This is a genomic window from Kitasatospora sp. NPDC004614 (assembly GCF_042873675.1).
GTDB lineage: Bacteria > Actinomycetota > Actinomycetes > Streptomycetales > Streptomycetaceae > Kitasatospora.
In genome coordinates, this window is sequence record NZ_JBIALR010000001.1 from 1 (window position 1) to 24,297 (window position 24,297).

The 24,297-nt window shown below is 71.5% G+C and carries 21 protein-coding genes and 1 pseudogene; 6 read left to right on the top strand and 16 right to left on the bottom strand.

Annotated features, from left to right (window positions below):
• Window positions 1-98: 98 nt before the first annotated feature.
• From ACFYST_RS00005 to ACFYST_RS00025, 5 genes are all read right to left on the bottom strand, one after another.
• A complete protein-coding gene (locus ACFYST_RS00005) occupies window positions 99-470 on the bottom strand; it encodes a nuclear transport factor 2 family protein (RefSeq protein ID WP_387858715.1) in 372 nt (123 codons plus the stop codon).
• Between the two features lie 17 nt (window positions 471-487).
• A complete protein-coding gene (locus tag ACFYST_RS00010; protein WP_387858717.1) occupies window positions 488-1,249 on the bottom strand; it encodes an NADP-dependent oxidoreductase in 762 nt (253 codons plus the stop codon).
• Window positions 1,250-1,404: 155 nt separating this feature from the next.
• Window positions 1,405-1,833: a nitroreductase family deazaflavin-dependent oxidoreductase gene (locus tag ACFYST_RS00015; protein ID WP_387858719.1), complete on the bottom strand. Its 429-nt coding sequence runs from the start codon at window positions 1,831-1,833 to the stop codon at window positions 1,405-1,407.
• A 189-nt stretch (window positions 1,834-2,022) separates the two neighbouring features.
• On the bottom strand, window positions 2,023-3,861 hold the full coding sequence (locus ACFYST_RS00020; RefSeq protein ID WP_387858720.1) for a protein kinase: 1,839 nt from the start codon (window positions 3,859-3,861) through the stop codon (window positions 2,023-2,025).
• 130 nt (window positions 3,862-3,991) lie between these two features.
• On the bottom strand, window positions 3,992-4,228 hold the full coding sequence (locus tag ACFYST_RS00025) for a hypothetical protein (RefSeq protein ID WP_387858722.1): 237 nt from the start codon (window positions 4,226-4,228) through the stop codon (window positions 3,992-3,994).
• Window positions 4,229-4,318: 90 nt separating this feature from the next.
• Between ACFYST_RS00025 and ACFYST_RS00030 the strand changes: the two genes are divergently transcribed.
• Window positions 4,319-4,897: a TetR/AcrR family transcriptional regulator gene (locus tag ACFYST_RS00030; protein ID WP_387858724.1), complete on the top strand. Its 579-nt coding sequence runs from the start codon at window positions 4,319-4,321 to the stop codon at window positions 4,895-4,897.
• Window positions 4,898-5,059: 162 nt separating this feature from the next.
• Here the strand turns inward: ACFYST_RS00030 and ACFYST_RS00035 are convergent, their stop codons facing one another.
• The 4 genes and pseudogenes from ACFYST_RS00035 to ACFYST_RS00050 form a co-directional block, all read right to left on the bottom strand.
• Window positions 5,060-5,539 (bottom strand): cytosine permease, encoded by a 480-nt coding sequence (locus tag ACFYST_RS00035; RefSeq protein WP_387858725.1) that lies wholly within the window; start codon window positions 5,537-5,539, stop codon window positions 5,060-5,062.
• A 109-nt stretch (window positions 5,540-5,648) separates the two neighbouring features.
• A pseudogene (locus ACFYST_RS00040) lies at window positions 5,649-5,900 on the bottom strand (cytosine permease); the annotation flags it as partial.
• A 100-nt stretch (window positions 5,901-6,000) separates the two neighbouring features.
• Window positions 6,001-7,242 carry a tyrosine-type recombinase/integrase gene (locus ACFYST_RS00045; RefSeq protein WP_387858726.1) on the bottom strand — a complete coding sequence of 414 codons (1,242 nt, stop codon included), beginning with the start codon at window positions 7,240-7,242 and terminating at the stop codon, window positions 6,001-6,003.
• A 17-nt stretch (window positions 7,243-7,259) separates the two neighbouring features.
• On the bottom strand, window positions 7,260-7,568 hold the full coding sequence (locus ACFYST_RS00050) for a hypothetical protein (RefSeq protein ID WP_387858728.1): 309 nt from the start codon (window positions 7,566-7,568) through the stop codon (window positions 7,260-7,262).
• A 546-nt stretch (window positions 7,569-8,114) separates the two neighbouring features.
• On the opposite strand from ACFYST_RS00050, the gene ACFYST_RS00055 reads away from it, so the two are divergent.
• The 3 genes from ACFYST_RS00055 to ACFYST_RS00065 all read left to right on the top strand — a co-directional run bounded on the left by ACFYST_RS00055 (window position 8,115) and on the right by ACFYST_RS00065 (window position 12,475).
• Complete coding sequence (locus ACFYST_RS00055) at window positions 8,115-8,783, top strand: cutinase family protein (RefSeq protein WP_387636880.1); 669 nt, start codon at window positions 8,115-8,117, stop codon at window positions 8,781-8,783.
• Window positions 8,784-8,876: 93 nt separating this feature from the next.
• Complete coding sequence (locus ACFYST_RS00060; RefSeq protein WP_387858729.1) at window positions 8,877-11,339, top strand: penicillin acylase family protein; 2,463 nt, start codon at window positions 8,877-8,879, stop codon at window positions 11,337-11,339.
• Window positions 11,340-11,392: 53 nt separating this feature from the next.
• Entirely contained in the window at window positions 11,393-12,475 is a 1,083-nt protein-coding gene (locus ACFYST_RS00065; RefSeq protein ID WP_387858730.1) for an alpha/beta hydrolase, read from the top strand.
• 49 nt (window positions 12,476-12,524) lie between these two features.
• Here ACFYST_RS00065 and ACFYST_RS00070 read toward each other — a convergent pair whose 3' ends face one another.
• The 6 genes from ACFYST_RS00070 to ACFYST_RS00095 all read right to left on the bottom strand — a co-directional run bounded on the left by ACFYST_RS00070 (window position 12,525) and on the right by ACFYST_RS00095 (window position 19,459).
• Entirely contained in the window at window positions 12,525-13,595 is a 1,071-nt protein-coding gene (locus tag ACFYST_RS00070; RefSeq protein ID WP_387858732.1) for a BTAD domain-containing putative transcriptional regulator, read from the bottom strand.
• Between the two features lie 169 nt (window positions 13,596-13,764).
• Entirely contained in the window at window positions 13,765-15,111 is a 1,347-nt protein-coding gene (locus ACFYST_RS00075) for a serine/threonine-protein kinase (protein ID WP_387858734.1), read from the bottom strand.
• Between the two features lie 12 nt (window positions 15,112-15,123).
• Complete coding sequence (locus ACFYST_RS00080; protein WP_387858735.1) at window positions 15,124-15,891, bottom strand: serine/threonine protein kinase; 768 nt, start codon at window positions 15,889-15,891, stop codon at window positions 15,124-15,126.
• Between the two features lie 291 nt (window positions 15,892-16,182).
• Complete coding sequence (locus tag ACFYST_RS00085) at window positions 16,183-17,703, bottom strand: peptidoglycan DD-metalloendopeptidase family protein (protein WP_387858737.1); 1,521 nt, start codon at window positions 17,701-17,703, stop codon at window positions 16,183-16,185.
• An 11-nt stretch (window positions 17,704-17,714) separates the two neighbouring features.
• Complete coding sequence (locus ACFYST_RS00090; protein WP_387858739.1) at window positions 17,715-18,704, bottom strand: alpha/beta hydrolase; 990 nt, start codon at window positions 18,702-18,704, stop codon at window positions 17,715-17,717.
• A gap of 434 nt (window positions 18,705-19,138) precedes the next feature.
• The gene (locus ACFYST_RS00095; RefSeq protein WP_387858741.1) at window positions 19,139-19,459 is read right to left on the bottom strand and encodes a tyrosine-type recombinase/integrase; all 321 of its coding nucleotides are present in this window, start codon (window positions 19,457-19,459) and stop codon (window positions 19,139-19,141) included.
• A gap of 34 nt (window positions 19,460-19,493) precedes the next feature.
• Between ACFYST_RS00095 and ACFYST_RS00100 the strand changes: the two genes are divergently transcribed.
• Window positions 19,494-20,909 (top strand): reverse transcriptase domain-containing protein, encoded by a 1,416-nt coding sequence (locus ACFYST_RS00100; protein ID WP_387858743.1) that lies wholly within the window; start codon window positions 19,494-19,496, stop codon window positions 20,907-20,909.
• Here the strand turns inward: ACFYST_RS00100 and ACFYST_RS00105 are convergent.
• Complete coding sequence (locus ACFYST_RS00105) at window positions 20,798-21,157, bottom strand: phage tail protein (RefSeq protein WP_387858744.1); 360 nt, start codon at window positions 21,155-21,157, stop codon at window positions 20,798-20,800. The two genes, ACFYST_RS00100 and ACFYST_RS00105, sit on opposite strands and share 112 nt — an antisense overlap.
• Window positions 21,158-21,260: 103 nt before the next feature.
• On the opposite strand from ACFYST_RS00105, the gene ACFYST_RS00110 reads away from it, so the two are divergent.
• On the top strand, window positions 21,261-24,041 hold the full coding sequence (locus ACFYST_RS00110) for a SpoIIE family protein phosphatase (RefSeq protein ID WP_387858746.1): 2,781 nt from the start codon (window positions 21,261-21,263) through the stop codon (window positions 24,039-24,041).
• The last annotated feature ends 256 nt before the right edge of the window (window positions 24,042-24,297 follow it).

Below are 24,297 nucleotides of genomic sequence, written 5' to 3' on the forward strand. Positions count from 1 at the left end.
CGACCCGCCACGACCGGGCCGGCCCGGCGTCGTCCTGGTCGGACCGACCAAGACCACCCCGACTCGCCAAAAATCAACCTAAATCACCGGTATTGCATCTAGGCCGGCTGGCGGGCCTCGGTGACGAAGGTGTAGAGCTCGACGATGACGCCGTCCTTGCACCGGGTGATGTCCATGCCGGTCACGACGGGCTCCTGGCCGTCGGGGCCGTACCGGAAGCCGAGGTGGCCGAGGTCGTCGATGGCCGAGACGGGGCCGTCCGGCTGGAAGACCCAGTCCGGCGTCCGCGCCCGCAACTCCGCGGCGCGCTGTGCCAGTGCCTCGCGTCCTCGGACGATGCGGTCGGGCTCGTGCCACACGACGTCCTCGGCGTAGGTCTCGGCGATGGCGGCGGCGCGGCGGTCGGGGTCCGGTTCGTCGAAGACGTCGAGGAGGTTGCGGCGCATCAGGTCGGCGGTGGTGGTGTTCACGGGTTGGTCCTTCGGGGTCAGGGCTGGAGGACGATCTTGCCGTGGGTGTGGCGGCGCTCGAGTTCGGTGTAGGCCTCGCGGACCCGGGCCAGCGGGTAGACGTTCGCGATCGGCACTTCGAGGTGTCCGTCGGCGATCAGGCCGGCCAGCTCGGCGAGCACCTCGGCGCCCGGCCCGGCTGCCGTCCCACCGTCGGTCCGCACCCCGGCGGCGGCGAAGTCGGCGATGGTGTCGATCCGCTCCGTCGCGACGCCGAGCGCGAGCGCCAGCTCGACGTACCTGTCGCCGTGGGTGTCGATGAAAGCGTCCACACCGCCGGGCGCGGCGGCCCTGATCCGGTCCGCGACACCGTCACCGTAGGCGAGCGGGATCACGCCGCGGCTGCGCAGCCAGTGGTGGTTCCGCTCGCTCGCCAGGCCGATGACGGTGGCCCCGGTGCGGCGGGCGAGCTGGACGGCGAGCGAGCCGACTCCGCCGGCCGCTCCGGAGACCACGACGGTCTCGCCCGCCCCGGGGCGGACTGCGTGAACCGCACCCCACGCGGTCACACCGGCGACGTACAGGCCGCCGGCGACCTCCCAGGGGACCCGCTCCGGCTTGCGTGTGAGGTTGCCGGTCTCGACCAGGACCAGCTCGGCCTGGGAGGCCCGCTCGTTGCTGAACCCGATCACCTCGTCACCAGGCCGGAACCCGCTGGCCTCGGGGCCGACCTCCTCGACGACGCCGGCGAGGTCGCTGCCCTGCCCGGACGGGAACGTGGACGGGAAGATGTCTGCCACCGCCCCCTGCGGATGGCCGCTTCGCTCGGGTTGATGCCGGCGGCCTTCACCCGGACCAGGACCTGACCGGCCGCGGGCACCGGGCGCTCCACCTCTTCGACCCGCAGCACGGCGATCCCGCCGAACCCGTCGTACCTGACCGCCGTGGACATGAGTCACGCCCGCCGGAGTTCGAGCACGGGGATGGTGCGAATGCCTTCCGTCCGCTGTGCGTAGTCGGCGAAGCCCGGGTAGCGCCGGGCCTGTTCGGCGTAGACCCGGTCGCGTTCGGCGCCGGTCAACTCGCGGACGGTCGCCCGGTACGTCTCGGTTCCGCGTTCGACGCTGCCGGTGCCGGCGGCAGCCAGGTTGCGGTACCAGTCCGGATCGGTGGGGGCTCCGCCGTTGGTCGCGAAGACGTAGACGACGTCCGGCTCGGTCTCGTGCGGGAGGTACATCATCGGGTTGACGTACTCCCGCCCGCTCTTGCGGCCGCGGTGGTGCACCAGGACCAGCGGAGCGCCCTCGAAGACCCCGCCGACCCGTCCCTCGTTCGCCCGGAACTCCGCGATGGTCTTCGCGTTCCAGTCGAGTGCTTCACTCATGTCCGACTCCTGTCCGGGAGGTATGGTCACTGAGCCCTACCACCGGCGAGGTGAGCGGGCATCACCGGATCGAGGTGATTCGCACGGCCGGGGCATCGCGGTCCCACCGGGCCGGGTGCCGGGTCAGCCGGACCATCAGGCCAGCCGCCGACGACCGGTCCGGACGCGACCCCGAATGAAACGCGCAGGCTAGGGGATCCGCCATTCCTGGAACTTGTTGGCCGGGGTGCAGGCGGTCATGGTGACCTGCTTGCCCGGGCCGTTGTTGGTCAGGCAGGTGTCTCCCGCCTGGAGGTAGTAGGCGCCCGAGGTGCTCGCCGTGACCACCGACCAGGTCGTCATGAAGCTGAAGCCCGACGAGAGTTGCACCTTCCGGTTCTGGGCGGGCCAGCCCCCGTCGCTCTCGCCCTGGACGAGGGCCGGACCGCTCAGGTTGCACGGATGGAACTGGTACCAGCCGCCGGGGTCCGGCGCCGAGCGGACCCAGCCGTAGGCGGTCGTCCCGCCCATGACGGCTGCGGCGCCCGCCGACGGGCTGTCGGTGGCCAGGCCGAGCTTCTGGCCGTCGGCCACGTTGACGATGGCGCCCCAGTTCGCGCCGCCGCACCCGGCCGGCACGGTCGAGGCGGGCGGCTTGGCCGTGGTCGCACCGGGAGCCGGATGCGGCGGGGTCTGCTGGTTGGGCGCGGCCCCGCCACCGCCACCTCCGCCTCCACCGTTGGTACTCCCGCCACCGCCGGTACTCCCGCCACCTCCACCGCCGCTACTGCCGCCACCGCCGATGCTTCCGCCGCCACCGCCCGCCGACCCGCCGCCGAGGTCCGGCGCCGGGGTGGACTCGGACGGGGCCGACGGCGGGGTGCCCGGCGTCGTCTCGCCGCCCGGCGGCGTGCTCGGTGTCGGCGAGCCGGTGATCGCGGCGGCGGACACGGAGACGGCGGGCTGCGCGCCGGGGGTCTCGCCCCGCGACTGGAACGGGACCCGGTCGACCAGCAGGACCGTGCCGGCGCCGGTGGTGATGATCACCGGGACGACGACGGGCACCAGGAAGCGGCGCCACGGCCGCCTCGTGCCGGGCTCGGCGGTGCTCCGGGGCGCCACCAGGGGGATCTCGACCGACGAGTTCCCGGCCCGGGCCCCGGCCGCGGCGACGGCGGGCGGAACGGCCCGCACCACCGCGGCGACCGGCACCGACCGGTCACCGACCGCGGCCCGCGCTGCGGCCGCCATCGCCGCGGCGTCGGCGAACCGGTCCCCGGGTTGCTTGGCCAGCGCCCGCGCCACGAACTCCCGCACCGCCGGCGGGAACTCCTCCGGCAGCTCCGGCGCGGACTGCTGGACGTGCTTGAGCGCGACCTCGACCACGCTCTCGCCGGTGAACGGCGGTGTGCCGGTGAGCAGTTCGTAGCAGACCACGCCGATCGAGTAGAGGTCCGAGGCCGCCGTGACGGCGCCGCCGCCGGCCTGCTCGGGGGCCATGTACAGCGCGGTGCCGATCACCACGTTGGTCGCCGTGAGCGTGGTGCTCACCAGCGCCCGCGCGATGCCGAAGTCCGTCACCGTCACTCGGCCGTCGGCCCCGACCATCAGGTTGGACGGCTTGACGTCCCGGTGCACGATCTCCTGCCGGTGCGCGGCCTGCAGTGCGTCGAGAGCCGTGGCGATCATGCTCAGCACCCGTTCGGGCGGCATCGGGCCGTCCTCGGCGAGGACCTTGTCCAACGGCCGCCCGTCGACGAGCTCCATCACGATGTACGCGATCCGCTCGCCCTCCGCCTCGCCGCTGCTCTCCCCGTAGTCGTAGACGTCCACGATGCCCGGGTGGCTGATCGCGGCGAGCAGTTGGGCCTCGCGCCGGAAGCGGCGGGCGAACGTCCCCTTCTCCAGCAGCTCCGCGTGCAGGACCTTGACCGCCACCTGCCGCCTCAGCACCGCGTCGTCGGCGCGCCAGACGGCACCCATGCCGCCGCCGCCGATCCGCTCGGTCAGCATGTAGCGACCTCCGAGCACCGCCCCCCGACCAGTCATGTCCCGCCCCTTCGCGATACCCGGCCCCAACCGGCTGTCAGTAGCGTGTCACGTCCTGCCATCAGTGTTCCCCGGCCCGGTGGGCGGCGGGACGATCCGGCAGCCCGGCCTCAACACAGCACGCAGATGCTCAACCGCCGTTGCGCGCGCACATGGCGAGGACGAGGAACGCGACGATCAGGATGACGACCCAGGCAAAGCACCCCAGCCCTTCCGGGTTCCCGGGCTTGATCTGAGTGACACCGCCCGGTTCGACGCGCGGGTGCCGCCGGGCATAGTGATCGAGCAGCTGCTGCGCCGCAGTAGCTTCAGTGGTCCATCCGGTCTTGAATCCGCACTCACCACAGTGTCCACAGAACTTGGCCATCGACTTCCCCCTCGGAAAATCACCACCACACATGTGGTACCACGGCTGGGGTGGTACATTCAAGTAGGCATTGAGAAAGCGAAGTTGACGATGAACCATGGTCGAAGGGACCAGTTGCGCGATGCGGCCATCGAGGTGCTGGCCGAGGCGGGCGGGCGCGGGCTGACGCATCGGGCCGTTGACGCGGCCGCCGGGGTGCCGTCGGGTACCACCAAGAACTACTTCCCGACGCGGGACGCTCTGCTGGGCACGGTCGCCGAACGGTGCGCCGAGCAGTACCGCATGATCACCGAACAGCTAGCGGCCGCCGGCCCGGGACCCAGCGACCGCGAGGGCCTGGTGGCCATGATCAGAGGCCTGTTGGAGAACGTCGCCGGACCGGGCCGCGCCAGAATGCTCGCCTGCCTCGAACTCCAGGCCGAGGCCGCCCGCCGGACCTGGCTGTCGGCGATCCTGGACCCGATCTCCGCCGCCGACTTCGCCCTCTTCGGGCATGCCCAGCGCATGGCCGGCCTGCCCGTCACCCCGCAACGGTCCGCCACCGTCACCCTCGCCCTGCAGGCCGCCATCCCGCACCTGCTCGACGCCGGCCCCCACACCCTCGCCGCCGCCGGCCTGGACGACCTGGACCGCTTCGTCCGCGACCTGCTCGCCGCGGTCTACCCGTAACCCCCCGAGCAGCACCTTCGAAACCTGACCGCTGCCACAGGTCGCCGGCGGCGGCCGCGCGCTCGATCGCCTCGCGGGCGGCGGCGCGGTTGGATTCCGGCTTGCCGACGGCCAGCGTGAGCTGGGCTCAGGCGATGCGGGTGGTGCCGGTGGTGTGGAGGCTCACTCTCGGACCCCCAGGGCAGAATTGGGGCCGTCTTCGGGGGCGTGGGCGTCCTCGCCCTCCAGTTCGCGGTGGCTGGCGGCCATCGCGTCGGCCTCGGCATCGAGGTCCAGCCCGCGGGTGAGCGCGTAGTAGAGGGCGCCGGAGACGATCAGGTCGACCACGAAGGAGATGTCCGCTCCGCCGAGAGCCTCGGCGGCCGGGCCGGTCCAGAACGAGGTGGCGAAGAAGGGGACCATCGCCGCGAAGCCCACGGTGTAAGCGGTCAGGCCCTGCCAGGACCAGCGGCCGTAGATGCCCTTCGGGTCGAAGATCGCGGTGATCGCGTAGTGGCCGCGGCGGACGAAGTAGAAGTCCACCAGGTTGACGGCGGTCCACGGGACCAGGAAGTAGAGCATCAGCAGCACGAAGTTGTTGAAGTTGCTCAGGTAGTCGGCGGGCAGCGCGAGCGCGACGACGAAGACGACCAGCTCGATCACCACGATGCCGGCTGGCGATCCGGGACTTCACCGTCTGGCGGATCTTGCGGAAGGCGTCCACCGCGCTGGTGGAGGCCAGCATCGCGCCGTAGGCGTTGACCGACATGATCGAGATCAGCGCCAGCGAGGAGACGACCACGGCGAAGGCCCCGAAGCCCGGCAGGATGTCGTTGCCCACCTGCTGCAGGCTCGCGATCACGTCGGGGGTCGGCAGCACGGAGGCGATCAGCGCGCCCAGCGACATCAGCCAGACCGCGGAGCCGGTCGCGCCGAGGTACGTCCACCCGATGACCTTCCTGGCCGGGACGTCCGCGGGCAGGTAACGGGAGTAGTCCGAGACGTAACACGCGCGGGACGACACGCCGCCAGGGAGGTCACGGCACGTAGCCGGTGGGTAGGCGTCCCTGATCCGCGCTCTGAGGCTTCGCAGTAGGCGGACCCACAAGCCGAGGTCTCGGGAGTCATCTCCTGCGTGTAGCGGGTGGCTGGCAGAGTGCTGTTACTCGGCGTGTCCGAAGCCGGTACTGAGCCTTGGGACCGTTTGGGACCAGCGGGTTTGGCCGCTGGGGGTCAAGGGGTCGCAGGTTCAAATCCTGTCGTCCCGACTTGTAACACTGCAGGTCAGAGGCCGTTTCCGCTTCTGGCGGGAGCGGCCTTTCTGTTGTTCCGTCGACTTGTGGTCGCATGGTGGTCGCAGTGTTCTGCGGTGGTTGGTCAGGGTTTCGGCAATTGGCTGCTCCTTCCGCCCTCTTGGTGCGTGTGAGTTGGTTGTGGAGCGGTGGATTGTGGTCGCTGGGTGGTCGCGGCCTCGGGATACGGCCCGTGGGAATGTCGACTTCGTTGACGGTGGTGAGCGTCCTGCCGATGGTGTCGACAGCGTCGCGGGCGGCTTGGGTGGTGAGGTGGCTGTAGATGTTGGCGGTGGTGGACAGGGTCGAGTGCCGCAGGGTCTTGGAGACCACGGTCAGGGGTACGCCGGCGGTGATGGAGATGGTGGCGGCGAGGTGGCGCAGGTCGTGGACGGTGGTGCGTGAGACGCCGGCACCGCGGCTTAGGTCGTGGAAGTGGTTGAGGACGTACTCGGGGTGGAGCGGCCGGCCGTCGGGGCGGTGGAAGACGAGCCCGCCGCCGGGTGCGCCAGCGGCTGTTATGGCTCGGTCGTCCGCGCGGTTGTGCAGGGCGGTCGCGACGCGCGGGGAGATGGCGACCCAGTTCTTGCTGGTGCGGGTCTTGGGGGTGGTGAGGAGGAGGTGGTTGTTGTCGACGGCGGCGAGTGAGTAGCGGACGAACAGGACGCCGTGGTCGAGGTGGACGTCGTTCCAGTGGAGGCCGAGGGCTTCGCCCTTGCGCATGCCGGTACCGACGAGCAGCTCGATGAGATCGGCGAAGGGCGGGTCGACGGCGTGGCAGTAGCGGAGGAACCGGACAGCTTCGTTCGTTGTCCAGATGCGGCGTTCGGCGGCGGCTGGGCGGGGGATGACCGTGGGCCGGGCGGGGTTGGTGGCCAGGCGGTGGTGGCGGACGGCGTCGCCGAGGGCGCTGGAGAGGGTGGCGAGGATCTGGTGGACGGTGACGCGCCCTCGTCCGTGGGCGAGTTGGGCGTGGACGAGGCCGGCGATGTGGGGGTAGCCGAGGTCGTCGAGGCGGATGTTGCCGATGGCGGGGATGAGGTCGTTGGTGACGTAGGCGCGGTAGCGGGCCATGGTGGTCGGTTTGAGGATCAGGGCCTTGGCTCGAGCCAGGCGTTGAGGTAGTCCGCGACGGTCTGGTTGGGGTCCGCGGTGAAGCCGCCGTTGTGGCCTTCGAGTAGTCGGCGCAGGGCGGCGCGGGCGGAGTCCTCGGTGGGGTATCCGCCGCGGCGCACGGTGTGGCGGCCGGGGGCGGGCGCCGGCAGGTCGACCGCGAAGGTCCAGGTGCCATGTGCGGGGTCGGAGGTGAGGGCGGGGCGGTGGGCGCCGAGTTGGTGGTGCTGTGGGTCGCGGCAGCCGCAGCGGCGGTAGACCCGGCCGTGATCGACGATGGCGCGCATCGTGATCGCTTCCAATGGATGTGCAGGTTGTTCGGCATATCCATTGTCGGTCGCGTTGAGTGGTTACCCGCGACCAGCTTGCGACCACCAGCTGGCCGAGAGGCACCCTGACCTGGGACGACCCCTTAATGAGGCGACAAGTGCTCGGAGAGCGCCGGTGGTGACCTCGGCATTGAGCGATGTCGTCCCGGCGCAGGGCCAGGGCCTCGCCCTTGCGCTTGCCGGTGCCGATCACCGGCTCAGCGGGGTCGGCATACAGAGGGCCGACGAGATGGGTGAAGCGCAGAAAGCGAGCCGCCTGCTCCTCGGTCCACAGATGCTGCTCGGCCGCCGCGGGCCGGGGCGTGAGCGGGGGCTTCGTGGGGTTGCGGGTCGGACGCTCGGTGTCGATGTGCTCGGGGGCCGGGACGAGGGGCGGTCCGCTGCGCCCGGGTGAGGCTTCATCGGGATGTCATCGGGTGCTGCCACGGTCGTCGGGTGACCTCGGTCGACCGGGTGCCGCGCCGGAGCGTGGACGGGTGGGCCAACTGCTTTGGGAGGATTGACATGCGAGCACGAAGGATTGTGGCCGCGGCGGCCGGACTCTTGCTGACCGTCGGGCTCACGGCGGCACAGGGTGCCACGGCACAGGCTGCCGCCACACGCGTGACCGCTCCGTGCGACGGCACCTACACGATCGTCGTCGGGGGCACCGGCAGCTCGTGGAACAACGATGGTTTCACCGGCAATATCCAGCAGCACGTCGGCTATCCCACCCAGATCCCCAACGGCGCGAGCACCCGGGCGGGCGTCAACGAGCTGAACCGGCTGGTCCGTGACCAGCGCGCCGCCTGTCCGGACCAGCACGTCAAGATGGCCGGGTACTCCCTGGGGGCCGGCGTGGTGCACGTCTGGGTCACCGAGAACTGGCAGACCTTCGGCAACGTCAACGCCATCCTCATCTCGGACCCCAAGCGTCAGGGCCCGCCCGGAGCCAACGGCGGGGCGGTGCCGTTCGGCGGCGTCATCGGCGCCCCGCTCGCCGGCGCCGACAAGTTCTTCGGCAACATCCCCGTCAAGACGATCTGCCACTGGGACTACGTCTGCGACGAGTCCGCCGGCATCTGGACCTACCCGTACAACCACATCCACAACTACCCCGAAGACTTCAACATGGACCACCACAACGACAGTGCCAACGAGGTTTGGTACAACGGCGCCTGGTACCCCGCGTAACCACGGGGCGCCCGCTTCATCGGGTTGTCATCGACCCTCCCTAGTCTGGCCGCGTTCAGTCAAGTGCCCGGACCGACAGGGGAAGGACGGCCGATGGCACGCAGGAGAGTCAAGGGAAGGCTGCCGATCGCGGTCATGGCCGCGATGGCACTGATGAGCACGATGGCGGCGGTCGGGGCACCGGCCGCCGCCGCACCGGGGCCGGACAAGCCGACGATCCGGTACACCGAGTACGGGATCCCGCACATCATCGCCTCGACCCTCGGAGGGATCGGGGAGGGCTACGGGTATGCCGCGGCCAAGGACAACATCTGCACTCTGGCCGACACCTACCTGATGGTGAACGCCCAGCGGTCCCGCTACCTGGGGCCGGACGGCAGGACGAGCCCCGGCCAGAACCAGAACACCACCACCAACCTCAACAGCGACTTCTACTTCCAGCGGATCAACGACAACCGGGTGGTGGAGCGGCAGCTCGAACAGCCCGCCCCCAACGGGCCGGAACCGGAGGTCAAGGAGGCCATCAGCGGCTACGTCCGGGGGTACAACCGCTACCTGGCCGAGACCGGCGTGGACAACATCTCCGACCCGGCATGCCGAGGCAAGGCCTGGGTGCGGCCGATCACCGAGCTGGACGTCTACCGGCACGCCCACGCCGAGATCATCATGGGCGTCGCCGATCCGCTGCTGGAGGGCGAGGTGAACGCCGCACCCCCTGGAGCCTCGGCCTCGGCAGCCCCCGCCGCCCCGGCCGTGTCGCCGGAGGAGACCGCGGCGAAGATCAGCGAGGCGATCGCCGCCAGCCATCAGCAGGGCGCCATGGGCAGCAACGCCCTGGCGGTCGGTTCGCAGGGCATGTCCGCGGGTAGCGGCACCAGCATGCTGCTGGCCAACCCGCACTTCCCGTGGCAGGGCAAGAACCGGATGTGGCAGAGCCAGCTGACCATCCCGGGCAAGTTCAACGTCTCCGGGGCCAGCCTGCTCGGCCTCCCCGCGGTGAACATCGGCCACACCGACGACGTCGCCTGGAGCCACACCGTCGCCACGGTGGCCCCGTTCGGGCTGTTCGACGTGCAGGTGGACCCGCTGCACCCCACCAACTACCTGGTGGACGGCGCCTGGACGCCGATGACCTCGCAGCAGGTCGGCGTCGACGTGCTGAACCCGGACGGCTCCCTCGGCAGGGTCACCAGGACACTGTGGTCCACCCGCTACGGCCCGATCACCACCTCGATGCAGGGTTACCCGCTGCCCTGGGTGGTGAGCGCCCACGCGGTGCGCGACGCGAACATGGACAACCTGCGGGCCCTGAACACCTGGTTCCGTCTGGACCAGGCCAAGGACGTCAACGACGTGGTGAACGCCCTGGAGACGACGGAGGGCGTGCCCTTCTTCAACACCGTCGCCACCGACCGCAAGGGCAACGCGCTGTACGCGGACATCCAGGCCGCCCCGAACATCACCGACGAGCACGCCCAGTCGTGCCTCACCCTGACCGGCCAGGCGCTGTTCAACCAGGTACTGCGGCTGCCCAACGTGCCGCCGATCTCCATCTTCGACGGCAAGCGCAGCGAGTGCGACTGGCCGAACGACCCGAACGCCGTCGCGCCGGGCCTGCTGGACCCGCACAAGCAGCCGCGACTGATCCGGTCCGACTTCGTGGGCAACGCCAACGACAGCGCCTGGCTGGCCAATCCGGACCAGCCGCTGTCCTACCCCCGGGTGATGGGCGACAGCGGGACGGCCCGCACGCTGCGCACCCAGGAGCTGATCCTGACCGCGCGGAACCGGATCGACGGCAACGACGGCCTGCCGGGACGGGGCTTCACCCCGGAGAACATGCGGCAGCTGCTGTTCTCCGACAACAGCCGGGCCGCCGACCTGGCCCTCAATGCCACGGTGAGTGCCTGCCAGGGCGCCCCGTTCGGGCTGGTCCTGGTGGACGGCAACCTGGTCAACATCAGCGAGGCCTGCCCGATCCTGGCCGCCTGGAACCACAAGTACGGTACGGACAGCCGGGGTTCCCTGCTGTTCGAGAACTTCTGGTACTTCCTGGGCAATGGGCAGGCGATCGAGAAACTGCCGTGGCGGGTCCCGTTCGACCCCAAGGACCCGGTACACACGCCGAATTCGCTGGACGCCGGGAACGACGCCGTCCGCAACTCGCTCGCCCGGGCCGTCCTCGCGCTGCGCAACGCGGGCATCCCGCTGAACGCACCGCTGTCGGACACCCAGAAGATCACCCGCAACGGTGAGCAGATCCCGATCCACGGGGCGATCCACGAACTGGGCGTGCTGAACGTGGTCACCTTCGGCACGGTCGACGGCAAGCTGGACGTCACCTTCGGCTCCAGCTTCATCCAGCAGACGAGCTTCACCGCGGACGGCCCGCCGCAGTCCGCCTCGCTGCTGGCCTACTCCCAGTCGGCCAACCCGAACTCGCCGCACTACGCGGACCAGACCAAGTTGTTCTCGGCCGGCCAGTGGGTGACCGAACGGTACACGGAGGACCAGATCGCGGCCTCACCGGCCCTGGAGATCAAGGTGCTGGACTGATGTTCCGCGCCGCGCGAGCACGACACCCGCGACACCCACGAGGAGGGAACACCGTGAGCAGGACATGGAGCCGGTGGCGCATGGTGGTGGCCCTGTTGGCCGCCATCGTGGGAACGGCCACGACCACGAGTGCGGTGCGGGCCGCCGGTGGCACCGGGGCGCCGCCGCCGATGGCGGACAGGTTCGGCCTGACCCAGGTCGAACCGGCCGTGGGCGGACCGACCAACTTCTACCTCACCGTGACCACGCCCGAGGTCACCGGCAAACACCACATCAAGATCGTCCTGCCGAGCGGCTACTACGACGACCCGGCCAGGCGCTACCCCGTGCTGTACTTCCTGCACGGTTCGCCCGACGATCCCGTCCAGCAGAACTATCCGGCGCTGACCAGCTCGAACTCCATGATCACCGTCATCCCGGACGGCGGCGCCCGGGGCTGGTACGCCAACTGGCTCAACCAGAACACCCAGGTCGGAGCCCAGAACTGGGAGAACTTCCACCTCAACCAGGTGATCCCGTTCATCGACGCGAACCTGCGGACCGTCGCCACCAAGAAGGCCAGGGCGATCGCCGGCGTCTCGATGGGCGGGTTCGGGGCCCTCCACTACGCCCAGGACCGTCCCGAGCTGTTCAGCCAGACCGCGTCCCTGTCCGGGGACATCGACCTGTCGGTCGACTCCATGGACCTGCGGCTGGCCGTCGTCGCCTCCCTGATCGACGCGCAGGGGGCGCTCTGCGGCTCGGCCTCCGGGTTCTGCGGCGACCCGAACAACGACCCGTACAAGCCCGGTGTGGACAGCGACGCCCTGTTCGGAACGCCCTACCCGGTGTTCAACGCGGACTGGCGGTGGAACGCGGCCGACCCGTCGCAGCACATGGACAAGCTCTCCGGTGTCGGGGTCTCCATCTACGTGGGCAACGGCCGCGGCGTGCCCACCGACCTGGAGTTCTGGCTCGAAGGCGCCTCCAAGCACGTCAAGGACCACATGGACGCCCTGGGCATGCCCTACTACTACGTCGACTACGGTGACGGCTCGGCCTGGGGCACCCAGTGCAACGGCGGCCACAGCGCCGGCTGTTGGGAACAGGACCTCAGGGACCTGATCCCCCGGCTGGAACGGGCCTTCGCCTCCTGACCGTGACCGTGATGCCCCGGTGACCGGGGCGCCACGGCCGGCCCGGGCCTCACCGCGTGACGGCGGTGAGGCCCAGGCCGGCTTCGTCCCCGCACAGGATCATCTGGTACGTCCGCCGCAGCATCCGGCTCGGCGGAACCCCCAGCTCCTCGGCCAGCCGGCGGCGCGCGCGGCCGAACACGGCCAGGGCGTCGGCCTGCCGGCCGCACCGGTACAGCGCACCCATCAGCATCGCCGCCACCGGCTCGTTCAGGGGGTGTTCGGCGGACAGCGCGGACAACTCGGCGATCGCCTCCGCGCACTGACCCAGCCCTAGCTGCCACTCCGACTTCCGCTGTGCGACGGCGATCCTGCGCTCGGCGAGCCGCAGCCGCTCCGACTCGGCGAGCGGACCGGGCAGGCCGGCCAGCAGCTCCCCGCGGAACAGGTCCAGCGCCCGGGTGCAGAGGCGGACCGCCTCGACCGGGTCTCCCGCCCGATGGGCCGCCCCGGCATCGGTGACCAGGCTCTCCATCCGGGCCAGGTCCACCTCGGCCGCGTCGGCGACCAGCCGGTAGCCACGCCGGTCGTGCCCGATCACCGAGTCCGGACTGTCCCCGATCCGCAGGGTCTTGCGCAGCCGGTAGACGTGCACCGGCACCACGTTGGTGACCGGTGGCTCCGACCCCCACACCCCGTCCAGCAGTTCCTGCTGACTGACCGTCCGCCCCGCGCGCAGCGCCAGCGCCGCCAGCACGGCCTGCTGGCGCAGGTGCCCCAGGTCCAGCGGCCGTCCGTCCCGCCAGGCCCGCAGCGGTCCGAGCACGGAGATCTGCACCTTCGGTCCGGCCGTACGGCGGGCGGTGCGCTGCGGCACCGGGCTCCCCAGCCCGGTCCGGGGGCCGCAGCCGGGGGAGACCAGCCCGCAGTCGAAGGCGTGGACGATGGCGGCGGCCCGGTCGCGCAGCCCCAGCTTCCCGAGGATCCGCACGAGCTGTCCGGCCACGGCGTCCTCGGTGAGGGCGAGGGCGGCGGCGATCTCGTCGTCCCGTAGGCCGCAGCCGACCGCGCGGAGCACCTCGCGCTCCTGGGGGCCGAGCAGGGCGGAGCCGGGCCGGCTGGTGGTGGCGGTCGTCGGCATCGCTGCTCCCTGGACTCCGGGCCGGCCGGTCCGGCGGGCACGGTCGAAGGTAGTGACGGGGACTCAGGGACCGGAATCCGGAACGATCCGGAGGCGCGCGGCCGACGGTCCGCGCCGCAGGCTGTGGGGCATGCGCGCCTGGTCAGGGTTCCTGATCGGGGCTTCCCGGTCAGGGGCAGCCGACGAGGGTGGGCCGGTCCTTGGTGCGGACTGCGGGGAGCCAGGCCGTGGCGGGGCCGGGGAGGCGGATGCGGTACCAGAGGGTGGAGGTGCGGTCCTCCTCGTCGATGACCGGGAGGCCGGTGGGGAGTTGGCAGTCCGCGTCGAGGACGTCGTTGTGCCAGACGCGGGTGGGGATGACGTTGTCGGCGGTGTACGGGCGCGTCGGGTCGACGGCGAGGCCGAGGCTGCACTGGGGGTCGCGGTCGGCGCGGTCCTGGCAGCTGCGTTCGGCGTTGAACACCCTGATGTGAGCCGGGCGTTCGGCCGGCTGTCGGGCCGGAGCGGGGTGCGGCCAGAGCGCGGTGGCGGTGACGGCGGCCGTGGCGCAGGTGGCGAGGACCAGCAGGGCGGTGCGCGGTCGTGGGCGGCGGCCCGGGCGGTGGGCGCGGATCCGGGCGAGCAGGCTCTCGGCGGTGTGCGGGGCGCGGGCGGCGTGGGTGGGGGCGAGGCAGTCGGCGGCGAGGTCGCGCCAGAACGGCGGGACGACCGGGGCCAGCCGCAGGGCCGCGCGGCCCTCGGCGTACTGCTGGGCAGCGGCGCTGCGGGCGGTGGGGGTCGCGCCCGGGAAGGGCGGGACGCCGGCGGCGAACACCTCGTGGATCACGATGCCGAGCGCCCAGATATCGGCGGTGGCCCGGATCTTGACGCCGTCCGCGCCGAGCGGCGCCTTCCAGCGTTCCGGCGGGAGGTAGTCGGGGGTGCCCATGGGGGCGGCGTGGCCGTGGGTGCCGGTGAGTTCGATGGCGAGGCCGAAGTCGGAGAGGCGGACCTCGCCGTTCCGGCCGATCAGGACGTTCTCGGGCTTGAGGTCGGTGTGGACCCAGCCGGAGCGGTGCAGGTGGGCCAGGCCCTCGCAGATGCCGGCGATGATCCGGGCGCCCTGGGCCTCGTCGACGCCGGTGGCGAGCAGGTCGCGCAGGGTGCACCGGGCGCGTTCCATGACCAGGACGATGGCGCCGTCGAGCGCGGGGTGGTCGGGGGCGGCCAGTACCAGGGTGTCGAGCAGGCGGACCAGCCGGGGGTGCGGGGCGGTGCGGCCCAACTCGGCCTCGCGGCGGGCGGCTTCGGTGACCTGACGGGCTTGGCGGGGGGCGAGTCCGGCGGTCGGCAGCACCTTGAGGGCGACCGAGCCGTCCTCTCCGTCCCCGCCGGTCGTTCCATCGGCTCGGCGGGCGGCGTAGACCGTCGCCCAGCCGCCTTCGCCGATCGGCTCGGTGACGGTCCAGTCGCCGATCCGGTGGCCGGGTGGCAGCAGGTCCTCGCCGTCCCCGTGGCAGGACGGGTCGTGCACCATCGGAGCCCCCTCCTACCGTCCGGGCGCGGCGGCTTCGGGGCGCGGCAAGAGCGCGAGGTGCTCCTCGCGGACGATGCCGAATTTCAGCGCGAGCCCGACGACGGCCTCGCGCTTGCCGTTGCGCCGGTCCGCGCGGACCGCGCCGTCGGGCAGGTCGATGCGGAGCTTCTCGTCGGCGAGATAGTCGAGGTGCGAGCTGACCGCGCGGGCGGTGAGCCGGGCGCAGGCGGGGTGGAGGCGCAGCCGCTCGACCACCTGGGGGGTGGTGGGCACGGCGGCTGGGGAGCGGTCGCGCAGCCACGGTTCGCAGAGCGCGACCAGGACCAGGAAGTAGGTGGCGGTCTCGTCCAGCGAGTACGCCGTCATGGTGCGGCTCTCCCAGGAGCCGCGGCCGAGCGCGTGGGCGTCCAGGTAGACGTGGTCGGGCGCGAACACCTGGAAGGACAGCGGCGTTTCCCGTCGCGAGGGCAGCACCACCCGGGAGAACTCGAACGGGATCGGCGCGCCGATCCGCCGGGGCGGCACCCGCAGGTACTCGCCGGCGCCCTCCGGGTTCTCCACCAGGTAGGAGTGGGTGTCGCTGAGGTTGCTCAACTGCCAGTGGTCGTCGGTCGCGTGGATCTCGCCGGCGAGCCGGGAGACCGTCTCGTCGCCGAGCCGGAGCTCGACCGGCGTACGGGCGGAGCCGCGGCCGAAGCGCGCCCGCTCCCCCGGACCAAGCCGCAGGGTCACCGCGTCCTCGCCGTTCCCCTCCGGCAGGTGGACGAGAATTCCGCTCACCGTTCCTCCGTCCCGCGCGCTGCTCCCCGTTGCACCGTTCGGCCTGCCGGTGGTGGCCAGACGGACCAAACGTTACCTCCTTGAGCATGACAATAAACCGCGTGGTGGCGCAGACCACGTGACGGGGAGTGCGGGGCGCCGGACGGACAGTCAGGGCCGCAGCGCCGCCGAGTGCCTGATGGCGGAACGGCCGACGGGCGGGAGCACCGGTGCTCCCGCCCGCCGGCAGGTGTCGATCGGGGGCGCGATCGCAGTCGCGGACTCGGTCGCGGTCGTGCCCCGGGAGGGCCGTCAGGGCACGGCGGGTCCGGCGGTGGTGTTGAGCCAGGCCCAGTCGGACCAGGTGGAGAAGCCGGTCTGCCACTTGTGGTAGACGCCGGCGCTGCTGGTGCCGAACACCTCGATCCGTCCGTCGGCGTTGGCGGTGGCGGTGATTTCGGTGCCGGCTCCGCCGAAGGTGTCCCACGGGCTGTACGGGGCGTTCAGGTTGGTCTGCCAGGTGTGCTGCGCGGTGCTGCCGTTGAGGGCGAACACCTCGACGCGGCCGTCCGCGGTCGGTTGGCTGGTGAGTTGGGAGTCGGCGGGTCCGCCGGCGGCTTCCCAACCGGACCAGGTGGTCGGGTTGGTCTGGTACTTGTGGTAGACCCCGGCGGAGCCGGAGGCGAAGACCTCGAGGCGGCCGTCCTGGTTGTGGTCGACGGTGAGGTCGTGTCCTCCGCCGCCGAAGGTCTCCCAGCTCGACCAGGCGCCGTTCACGGCGGTCTGCCACTGGTGCTGGAAGGTGCTGCCGTTCAGGGCGAAGACCTCCAGCCGGCCGTCGGGGGCCTTGCCGAGCGCGATCTCGCTGTTCGCGGGCCCGCCGCCGGCGGATTCCCAGTTCGACCAGCCTCCGTTCGGTGCGGTCTGGTACTTGTGGAACAACCCGGCGGGGCCGGACGCGAAGACCTCCAGCCGGCCGTCCTGGTTGGCGCCGGCGGCGACGGCGTGACCGCCACCGCCGAAGGTGTCCCAACCCGACCAGGTACCGGAGGGCTGGAGCTGGTAACGGTGTTGGAGAGTGCTGCCGTTGAGGGCGAACATCTCCAGCCGGCCGTCCTGATCGGAACCGATCGTCAACTCAGCCCCGCCCGGACCGCCCAGACTCTCCCAGTCCGACCAGGCACCGTTCACCGCCGTCTGCCAGGCGTGCGACACACCGCCCGCCCCCGCCGCGAACGCCTCCAGCCGACCGTCCGCCGACCGGGCCGACACCACCTTCCCCGACTGCGCCGGATACACCAGCGGAGCGGGGCGAGGACCGGTTCCCGGCGTGCAGGGCATGCCGATGCCGCGGTCCGCGAGGTACCCGATCGGGTCGGTGCGCACGGTTGCGTTCGCGTCGGCCCAGACCCGCAGGTGCAGGTGCGGGCCGCTGGACTCGCCCTCGCTGCCCATCCGGGCGATCAGCTGACCGGCCGTCACGTGGTCGCCGGTGGACACGTCCCGTTCCTGCATGTGCCCGTACTCGGTGATAGTCCCGTCCGGGTGCAGGATGCGGATCCACTGGCCGTAGCCCTGTGCCGGGCCGGAGGCCAGCACCTGGCCGTCGCCGACCGCGTAGATCGGGGTGCCGTAGTCGTTGGCGATGTCGATGCCGTTGTGCTCCGGGGTGTAGCCCTGGGAGATGAACCCGGCGGCCGGGCAGGAGGCCGCGAACCCGGCGGCCGCTGCGGCCGCTGCTTCGGCAGGGGCGGCCGGCACGCCGACCGGCAGCAGCAGGGCGACCGCGGCCAGCGCCAGCCGCGAGGCGCGGCGGGAGAACGAGGAGTACATCCGAGCGCTCCTCACGCCTTGCGCAGGCGGTCGATGATGCCGTCGATGTCGAGCCGCATCAGGTCCGGCCGGATGATGTGGCCGCCGTCCACCTCGTGCGAATCGTGGGGGATGCCGGCCTGGTCGAGCAGCGAGCGGAACTCGCGCTGCCCGGCCAGGACCTGGGGCTCGTTGACGCTGCTGAACCAGTCGACCGGGCTGGGGCTGGTACCGGCCACCAGGAAGACCCGCTTGTTGCGGTAACTCTCGATCCGCTCCACCGGGTTGTCCGCCGTCACCCGCGCCTGGTCCCAGAGCGGCGCGCCATAGATCGTGCCGCCCGCCAGGTCCAGCGCGGCGGAGGAGGCGTTGGCCCAGTGCGCCACCAGTCCGCCGTCCCGCCGCAGGCTGGCCGGGCCGGAGTGGGCGCTGACCGAGGCGAAGTGGCCGTAGTACTTGGCGGCGTACTTCAGCGCGCCGAATCCGCCCATCGAGAAGCCGGACACCGCGCGGCCGTCGTACTCCGCGAAGGTGCGGAAGTTGGCCTCGACCCACGGCAGCAGCTGGTTGATGTGGAACTCCTCCCAGTTGCGGGGCCCCACGTTGGAGCTGACCGGGTTGGAGTACCAGCCGGCGTGGCCACCGTCCGGCATCACGACGATGATCGGCTTGCCGGCGGTCCAGTCGCGGACGCCCATCCGGTCGAAGGTGATGAAGTCCTGGTCGGTGCCGCCGCCGTGGAACAGGTACAGCACCGGGTAGGTGCGCCCGCTCGTCCAGTAGTCGTCCGGCAGCAGCACGTTCACGGCGGGGTTCCAGCCGATCGCGGAGGTCTGGAAGCGGTAGTACCACATCCGCGGGTCGCCCTCGTTGTGGTCCACAATGGTCAGGCCGAACCCGTTGCCGGCCGCCGCCGCGGGCTCCGCCGACGCCAACGAGCCCGCCGTGCCCAGCGCCAGCGCGGCGCCGAGCCCGCCGGCCGACCTGAGGATGCTCCTACGGGTGGGGTGGTGCGCGGTCAACGTGACCTCCTGAAGGCGCGTGACGGCGGGCCTGTCCGGACCGCCGGGTATCGAGCGGTTCGGACGGTAGCCACGCTCCGCGCCGCGCAGAACCCGGAACCATACGGACTGACAGGAGCGGACCCGTCGCCCGAGACTGGCGCCTGTCCCCTGACCGGGCCGGCCGGCCGACAGCCTCGAACACCCCACGTGCGGACGGGCGGACCAGCGGACGGCGACGGCCGGGTCGGCGGGGGTTCAGCGGCGGCCGAGGCAGCGGTGGGCTTTTAATCCGTAGGTTCAGGGTTCGAGCCCTGGCGGCCCACTAGACCAAAATGCCTCCTGACCTGGGCGTTCTCCCTTCGGGAGGGCGCCCTTCGTCGTGTTCGGGTCGCTGATGGGTCGGTGGTGGGCCCCGGGTGGGGCGACAAGGGATCTGCTGGTCTCTCAATTGGCTACGCCGCGAGGGGGGTTCTGGCGGCGGTGTGGGTGGCCGAGTGGGGATTCGTTCGGCGGTGGCGGCGTTTGGGCTGGTGGCGGATGCTGCGGGAGATCGTCCGGGCGGCGTCGATGACGACTCTGGCGGTGTCTTCGGCGCCGTTGTGGGCGGTCTGGGGCAGGACCGAGGTGTAGGTGTCCGCGGTCGTGATGATGGTGGAGTGACCGAGTTGGGCCTGGATGACCTTCAGATCGCAGCCGCCGGTCAATGCGAGGCTTGCGGCTCCGTGGCGCAGGTCGTGCGTGCGCCGTGAGGCGCTGTGGTTCGAGCCGGGCATGGCTCCTGCGGGGTCGTGGTCGCGGGTATCGGAGATGCAGGCCAAGCTTCACCGTTGGGCGGTGGCCGATCCCGGCCGCCGGTTCGATGACTTGTTCAACTTCGTGTGTGATCCGGCGGCGCTGATCGTGGCGTTCGACCGGGTCGCGGGAAACCGGGGTGCGCGCACCGCCGGCGTGGACGGCCTCACGGTCGCCGATGTCGCCGAGCAGGTGGGCGTGCCCGGGTTCCTGGACGGCCTGCGGGCCGGTCTCAAGGACGGCTCGTTCCGGCCGCTTCCGGTGCGGGAGCGCAAGATCCCGAAACCGGGCGGGTCGGGAAAGCTCAGGCGACTGGGTATCCCGACCGTTGCGGACCGGGTCGTCCAGGCGGCGCTGAAGCTGGTGCTGGAACCGGTCTTCGAGGCGGACTTCCTGCCGTGCTCGTACGGTTTCCGGCCCAAGCGGCGTGCTCAGGACGCGATCGCCGAGATCCACCACTTCGGCTCCCGCGGCTCCCGCTGGGTGCTGGACGCGGACATCGAGGCGTGCTTCGACTCGATCGACCACACGGCCCTGATGGACCGGGTGCGTCTGCGGGTCAAGGACAAACGCGTCCTGGCGCTGGTCAAGGCGTTCCTGAAAGCCGGGGTCCTCACGGAACTCGGCGGGCATCAGGACACGGTGACCGGCACGCCGCAGGGCGGCATCCTGTCCCCGCTGCTGGCCAACCTCGCCCTGAGCGTGCTCGACGAGTACGTGATGGAGCCGTGGAAGCCGGGTGGGGCGATGTCGACCCACGGCAAGTGCGACTACCGGCACCGCAAGGGGCGGCCGACGTGGCGGCTGGTCCGCTGCGCGGACGACTTCGTTGTCCTGGTGCACGGTTCGCGCGAGCACGTCGAAGCGCTGCGCGAAGATGTCGCCGTCGCGCTGGCCTCGCTCGGGTTGCGGCTGTCACCGGCCAAGACCCAAGTGGTGCATGGGGCGACGGGTTCGACTTCCTCGGCTTCCGTATCCGGTGGAAGCGCAAGAGGGGGACGGACAAGTGGTACGTCTACACCTTCACCTGGGCCGACGACGAGAAGAGCTGACACGGCACCCCCGTCGGCTCCCTTTGGCGCGGTCTCCCGGGGCACGTTGGTGGCACGCCGGCGGGGACATGGTGGTTGGCGGCCGACCTCGCGGCGACCCCGACCTGTGCGGGGCGGCCCCGTCTTGTCGGCACGCCCTGCCGTCGCCCTCATGGGGACAGCGGCCGAGTCGTCAGTGGAACATGACGGCGAGCCGATCGGCGGACAGGACGACCTCTTCGACGGTCCCCTCGCCGTTCGTGCCGTCCAGGTTCTGGCCGGAGAGCTTCACGGGAAGGCGTCGGTGACGGTCCAGGTGACGGCCTCGGTGGTGCCGGATTCGTCGGTGAGGGTGATCGTGCAGTCCTTCTTGTCGACCTTGTTCTCGCTGACCGAGTAGAGCCAGGCGAACAGGGGGCTGTTCTTCGGGACGGTGCCGCGGCGCAGGGTGATGCTGAGGCCCTGCCGCTGACCGGGCGGCTGGACAACGTTGCCCGCGCCGTCCTTGTACTCGAAGGTCTCGATGCCGGCTTCCAACCCGGACACCGAGGCGAAGACGCCGTCGGTCCTGCCGTCGCCGTCGATGTCGAGGACGAACCGGTTCGTCGGGACCGGGTAGTCCGCATTGATGTACTCGGTGGTGGCCATGCCGTGCTCCGTCGGACCTCTGGTGATTCTCCTGCTGTGCGCGACATCGGGCGGGGTGGCAGCGTGGAAGGAGCTGGGACCCGGATGTGCGGGGATGGCCTGGATGAATGCAGCGGACGGCAATGCCGCTCGAGGTGCAGGACCGGGCGGGTCGGACGGACAGCGATCCGCCCGAAGCGGGGTGCGCTCGCGGCTGCGGGTGCGCACCGTTGCCGGGCAGGTGTTCGTGGTGCTGCTGGTGGTCGTGATGCTGCTGGTCGGCGTGGCGCTGACGGCGCTCGTGCTGCAGGCCCGGCGGTCCGCCACCGGTGAGGCCGCGGGCCGCACCCGGGCCGTGGCCGTCGCCCTGTCGCGGGCCCCCGGCGTGGTGAGCGCGATGGACGGTCCCGATCCGACCGCGGTGCTGCAGCCGTTGGCGGACAAGGTCGTGCAGGAGGGCGGCGTCGACTACGTGGTGTTCGCCAACCCGGCCGGGATCCGCTACTCGGCCCAGAGCCCCGACCTGATCGGGAAACACGTCATCGGTCCGTTCGAGCACACCCTCGCCGGGCCGACCACCGACAGCTTCCGGACGCCCGTCGGGCGGGTCGTCGAGTCCGGCGCGCCGGTCCACCGGCCGGACGGCTCGGTCGCCGGCGTGGTCCAGGTCGGAATCACCGTCGCCCACGTGGGCAGCGCGGTGGGCCGGCAGCTGCCGATCCTGATCGGCGGCGCGGCGGCCGCGCTCGCGGTCGGCACGGGCGGGGCGGCGCTGGCCCGGCGGCGGCTGCGACGCCAGACGCACGGCCTGGATCCGGCCGAGATGACGCGGATGTACGAGCACCACGACGCGGTGCTGCACGCCGTCCGCGAGGGTGTGCTGATCGTCGGCGGGGACGGACAGGTGCTGCTGGCCAACGACGAGGCCCGCCGGTTGTTCGAACTGCCGCCCGACGTGGAGGGGCGGGCCGCTTCCGAACTCGGGCTCGATCCCGCGTTGGCCGAGCTGCTGGCGTCCGGGCGGGCCGCCACCGACGAGGTGCACCGGGCCGGGGACAGGCTGCTCGCCGTCAACAACCGCCCCACCGCACCGTTCGGCGGAGAGCCGGGCAGCGTCGCGACCGTCCGCGACACCACCGAACTGCGCGCACTGGCCGGGCAGGCCGAGACCGCGCGGGCCAGACTGCAACTGCTCTACGACGCCGGGCTGCGGGTCGGCACCACCCTGGACGTGGCGCGGACCGCGCAGGAGCTGGCCGACGTGGCCGTTCCCGGTTTCGCGGACTTCGCCACGGTCGAGCTGGCCGACGCCGTGCTGAACGGTGAGGAGCCCCCGGACCCGGGCACCGCGCAGGGCCTGTGGATCCGCCGCGTCGCGGTCGGCGGCGTCGACGAGGACTGGCCGTTCTTCCCGATCGGCTCGCGGCTCGATCCGCGCCCCGGCACCCCGGAGGAGATCGCGCTGGACACCGGGCGCGCCGCGCTCGTCGCCGACCTGCGCGGGTCCGACGCCTGGCGGGCGCGGAGCCCGGAGGCGGCCGACCGGGTGCTCTCGTACGGGGTCCACTCGCTGATCTGCGCACCCCTTCGGGCCCGTGGCACGACCCTGGGCACGGTCCACTTCTGGCGGGCGGGGTCGCCGCCGTTCGAGGAGGACGACCTCTCCTTCGCCGACGAGCTGGCTGCCCGCGCGGCGGTCTGCCTCGACAACGCCCGCCGGTACACCCGCGAGCGCACGATGGCCGAGGCGTTGCAGCGCAGCCTGCTGCCCGGAGCACTGCCCGAGCAGAGCGCCCTGGAGGCGGCCTACCGCTACCTGCCGGCGTTGCACGGGGTGGGAGGGGACTGGTTCGACGTCGTTCCGCTGCCCGGCTTCCGCGTCGCGCTCGTCGTCGGGGACGTCGTCGGCCACGGCCTGCACGCCGCCGCCACCATGGGCCGCCTGCGCACGGCCGTCCTCAACCTCTCCGCCCTCGACCTGCCCCCGGACGAACTGCTCGCCCGCCTCGACGAACTGGTCACCCGCCTCGACCCGGCGGAGAACTCCGGGGGAGAGTGGGACATCGGGGGCCAGGGCGAGCGGGCGGCCGTCACGGGCGCCACCTGTCTGTACGCGATCTACGATCCGACGTCCGGCGAATGCACCATGGCGCGGGCCGGACATCCACCGCCGGTGCTGGTGGGGCCCGACGGCAGCGCCGAGTTCGTCGACCTGCCGGCCGGGCCGCCGCTCGGCGTGGGCGGACTGCCCTTCGAAACCGCCGACCTGCGGCTGGCCCCCGGAACCGCCCTGGTGCTCTACACCGACGGGCTGGTCGAGAACCGCGACCGCGACCTGGGAACCGGACTGGAGGCACTGCGCCGCTCCCTGGCCGGCGCCGATGTCCGGCACTCCCCGGACGACATCTGCCAGGCCGTGTCCGACGCGCTGGTGCCGCCGCGCCCCACCGACGACATCGCGCTCCTGGTGGCGCGCACCCGGCTGCTCGAAGCCGACCAGGTGGCCAGCTGGGACGTGCCGTTCGACTTCGCCTCGGTGTCACGCATCCGGAAGGAGTGCGCCGACCGACTGGCCGCCTGGGGACTGGAGGACCTGTCCTTCACCGCCGAGCTGATCCTCAGCGAGCTGATCACCAACGCCATTCGCTACGGCACCGAGCCGGTCCGGGTCCGCATGCTGCGCGACAGCAGCCTCGTCCACGAGGTCTCGGACGGCAGCAGCACCGCCCCGCACCTGCGCTACGCCGCCACCACGGACGAGGGCGGCCGGGGCCTGTTCCTGGTGGCGCAGACGGCCGAGCGGTGGGGGACCAGGTACGCGGCCCGGGGCAAGGTCATCTGGGCCGAACAGTCGCTGGTCGCGCCGGAGTTCCGGTTCGAGGGCTTCGGCGAGCTGCACCCGTGAGCCCGCGAACGCCCGGAACGCCGACACGCGTCGGCGTGAGGAGACCGTGCCGCCGGTGCTGCGGGCCGCGCGCCGTGAATTCTCCGGTGTCGAGGAATCCACTCGGTTGCTGTCGATCCGTCAGCGAGAAGGACTCGTTGCCCGTCTTGCGGAGGGATGCGCCGTCCCTTGGGCATTCAGCGGCGCGCTCGCGTCAGACCGCGACGGTCTCCTCCAGTTCCTCCAGCTCGTCCTCGGCGAGCTCGTCGGACCTGGG

Coding starts and splice junctions, on each gene's coding strand:
- ACFYST_RS00020 (WP_387858720.1), bottom strand. CDS start 3,861: ATGACTGGTCGGGGGGCGGTGCTCGGAGGTCGCTACATGCTGACCGAG.
- ACFYST_RS00085 (WP_387858737.1), bottom strand. CDS start 17,703: ATGTACTCCTCGTTCTCCCGCCGCGCCTCGCGGCTGGCGCTGGCCGCG.
- ACFYST_RS00110 (WP_387858746.1), top strand. CDS start 21,261: ATGAATGCAGCGGACGGCAATGCCGCTCGAGGTGCAGGACCGGGCGGG.
- ACFYST_RS00105 (WP_387858744.1), bottom strand. CDS start 21,157: ATGGCCACCACCGAGTACATCAATGCGGACTACCCGGTCCCGACGAAC.
- ACFYST_RS00070 (WP_387858732.1), bottom strand. CDS start 13,595: ATGCCGACGACCGCCACCACCAGCCGGCCCGGCTCCGCCCTGCTCGGC.
- ACFYST_RS00045 (WP_387858726.1), bottom strand. CDS start 7,242: ATGGCCCGCTACCGCGCCTACGTCACCAACGACCTCATCCCCGCCATC.
- ACFYST_RS00100 (WP_387858743.1), top strand. CDS start 19,494: ATGCAGGCCAAGCTTCACCGTTGGGCGGTGGCCGATCCCGGCCGCCGG.
- ACFYST_RS00055 (WP_387636880.1), top strand. CDS start 8,115: ATGCGAGCACGAAGGATTGTGGCCGCGGCGGCCGGACTCTTGCTGACC.
- ACFYST_RS00075 (WP_387858734.1), bottom strand. CDS start 15,111: ATGGTGCACGACCCGTCCTGCCACGGGGACGGCGAGGACCTGCTGCCA.
- ACFYST_RS00050 (WP_387858728.1), bottom strand. CDS start 7,568: ATGCGCGCCATCGTCGATCACGGCCGGGTCTACCGCCGCTGCGGCTGC.
- ACFYST_RS00030 (WP_387858724.1), top strand. CDS start 4,319: ATGAACCATGGTCGAAGGGACCAGTTGCGCGATGCGGCCATCGAGGTG.
- ACFYST_RS00025 (WP_387858722.1), bottom strand. CDS start 4,228: ATGGCCAAGTTCTGTGGACACTGTGGTGAGTGCGGATTCAAGACCGGA.
- ACFYST_RS00095 (WP_387858741.1), bottom strand. CDS start 19,459: ATGCCCGGCTCGAACCACAGCGCCTCACGGCGCACGCACGACCTGCGC.
- ACFYST_RS00060 (WP_387858729.1), top strand. CDS start 8,877: ATGGCACGCAGGAGAGTCAAGGGAAGGCTGCCGATCGCGGTCATGGCC.
- ACFYST_RS00015 (WP_387858719.1), bottom strand. CDS start 1,833: ATGAGTGAAGCACTCGACTGGAACGCGAAGACCATCGCGGAGTTCCGG.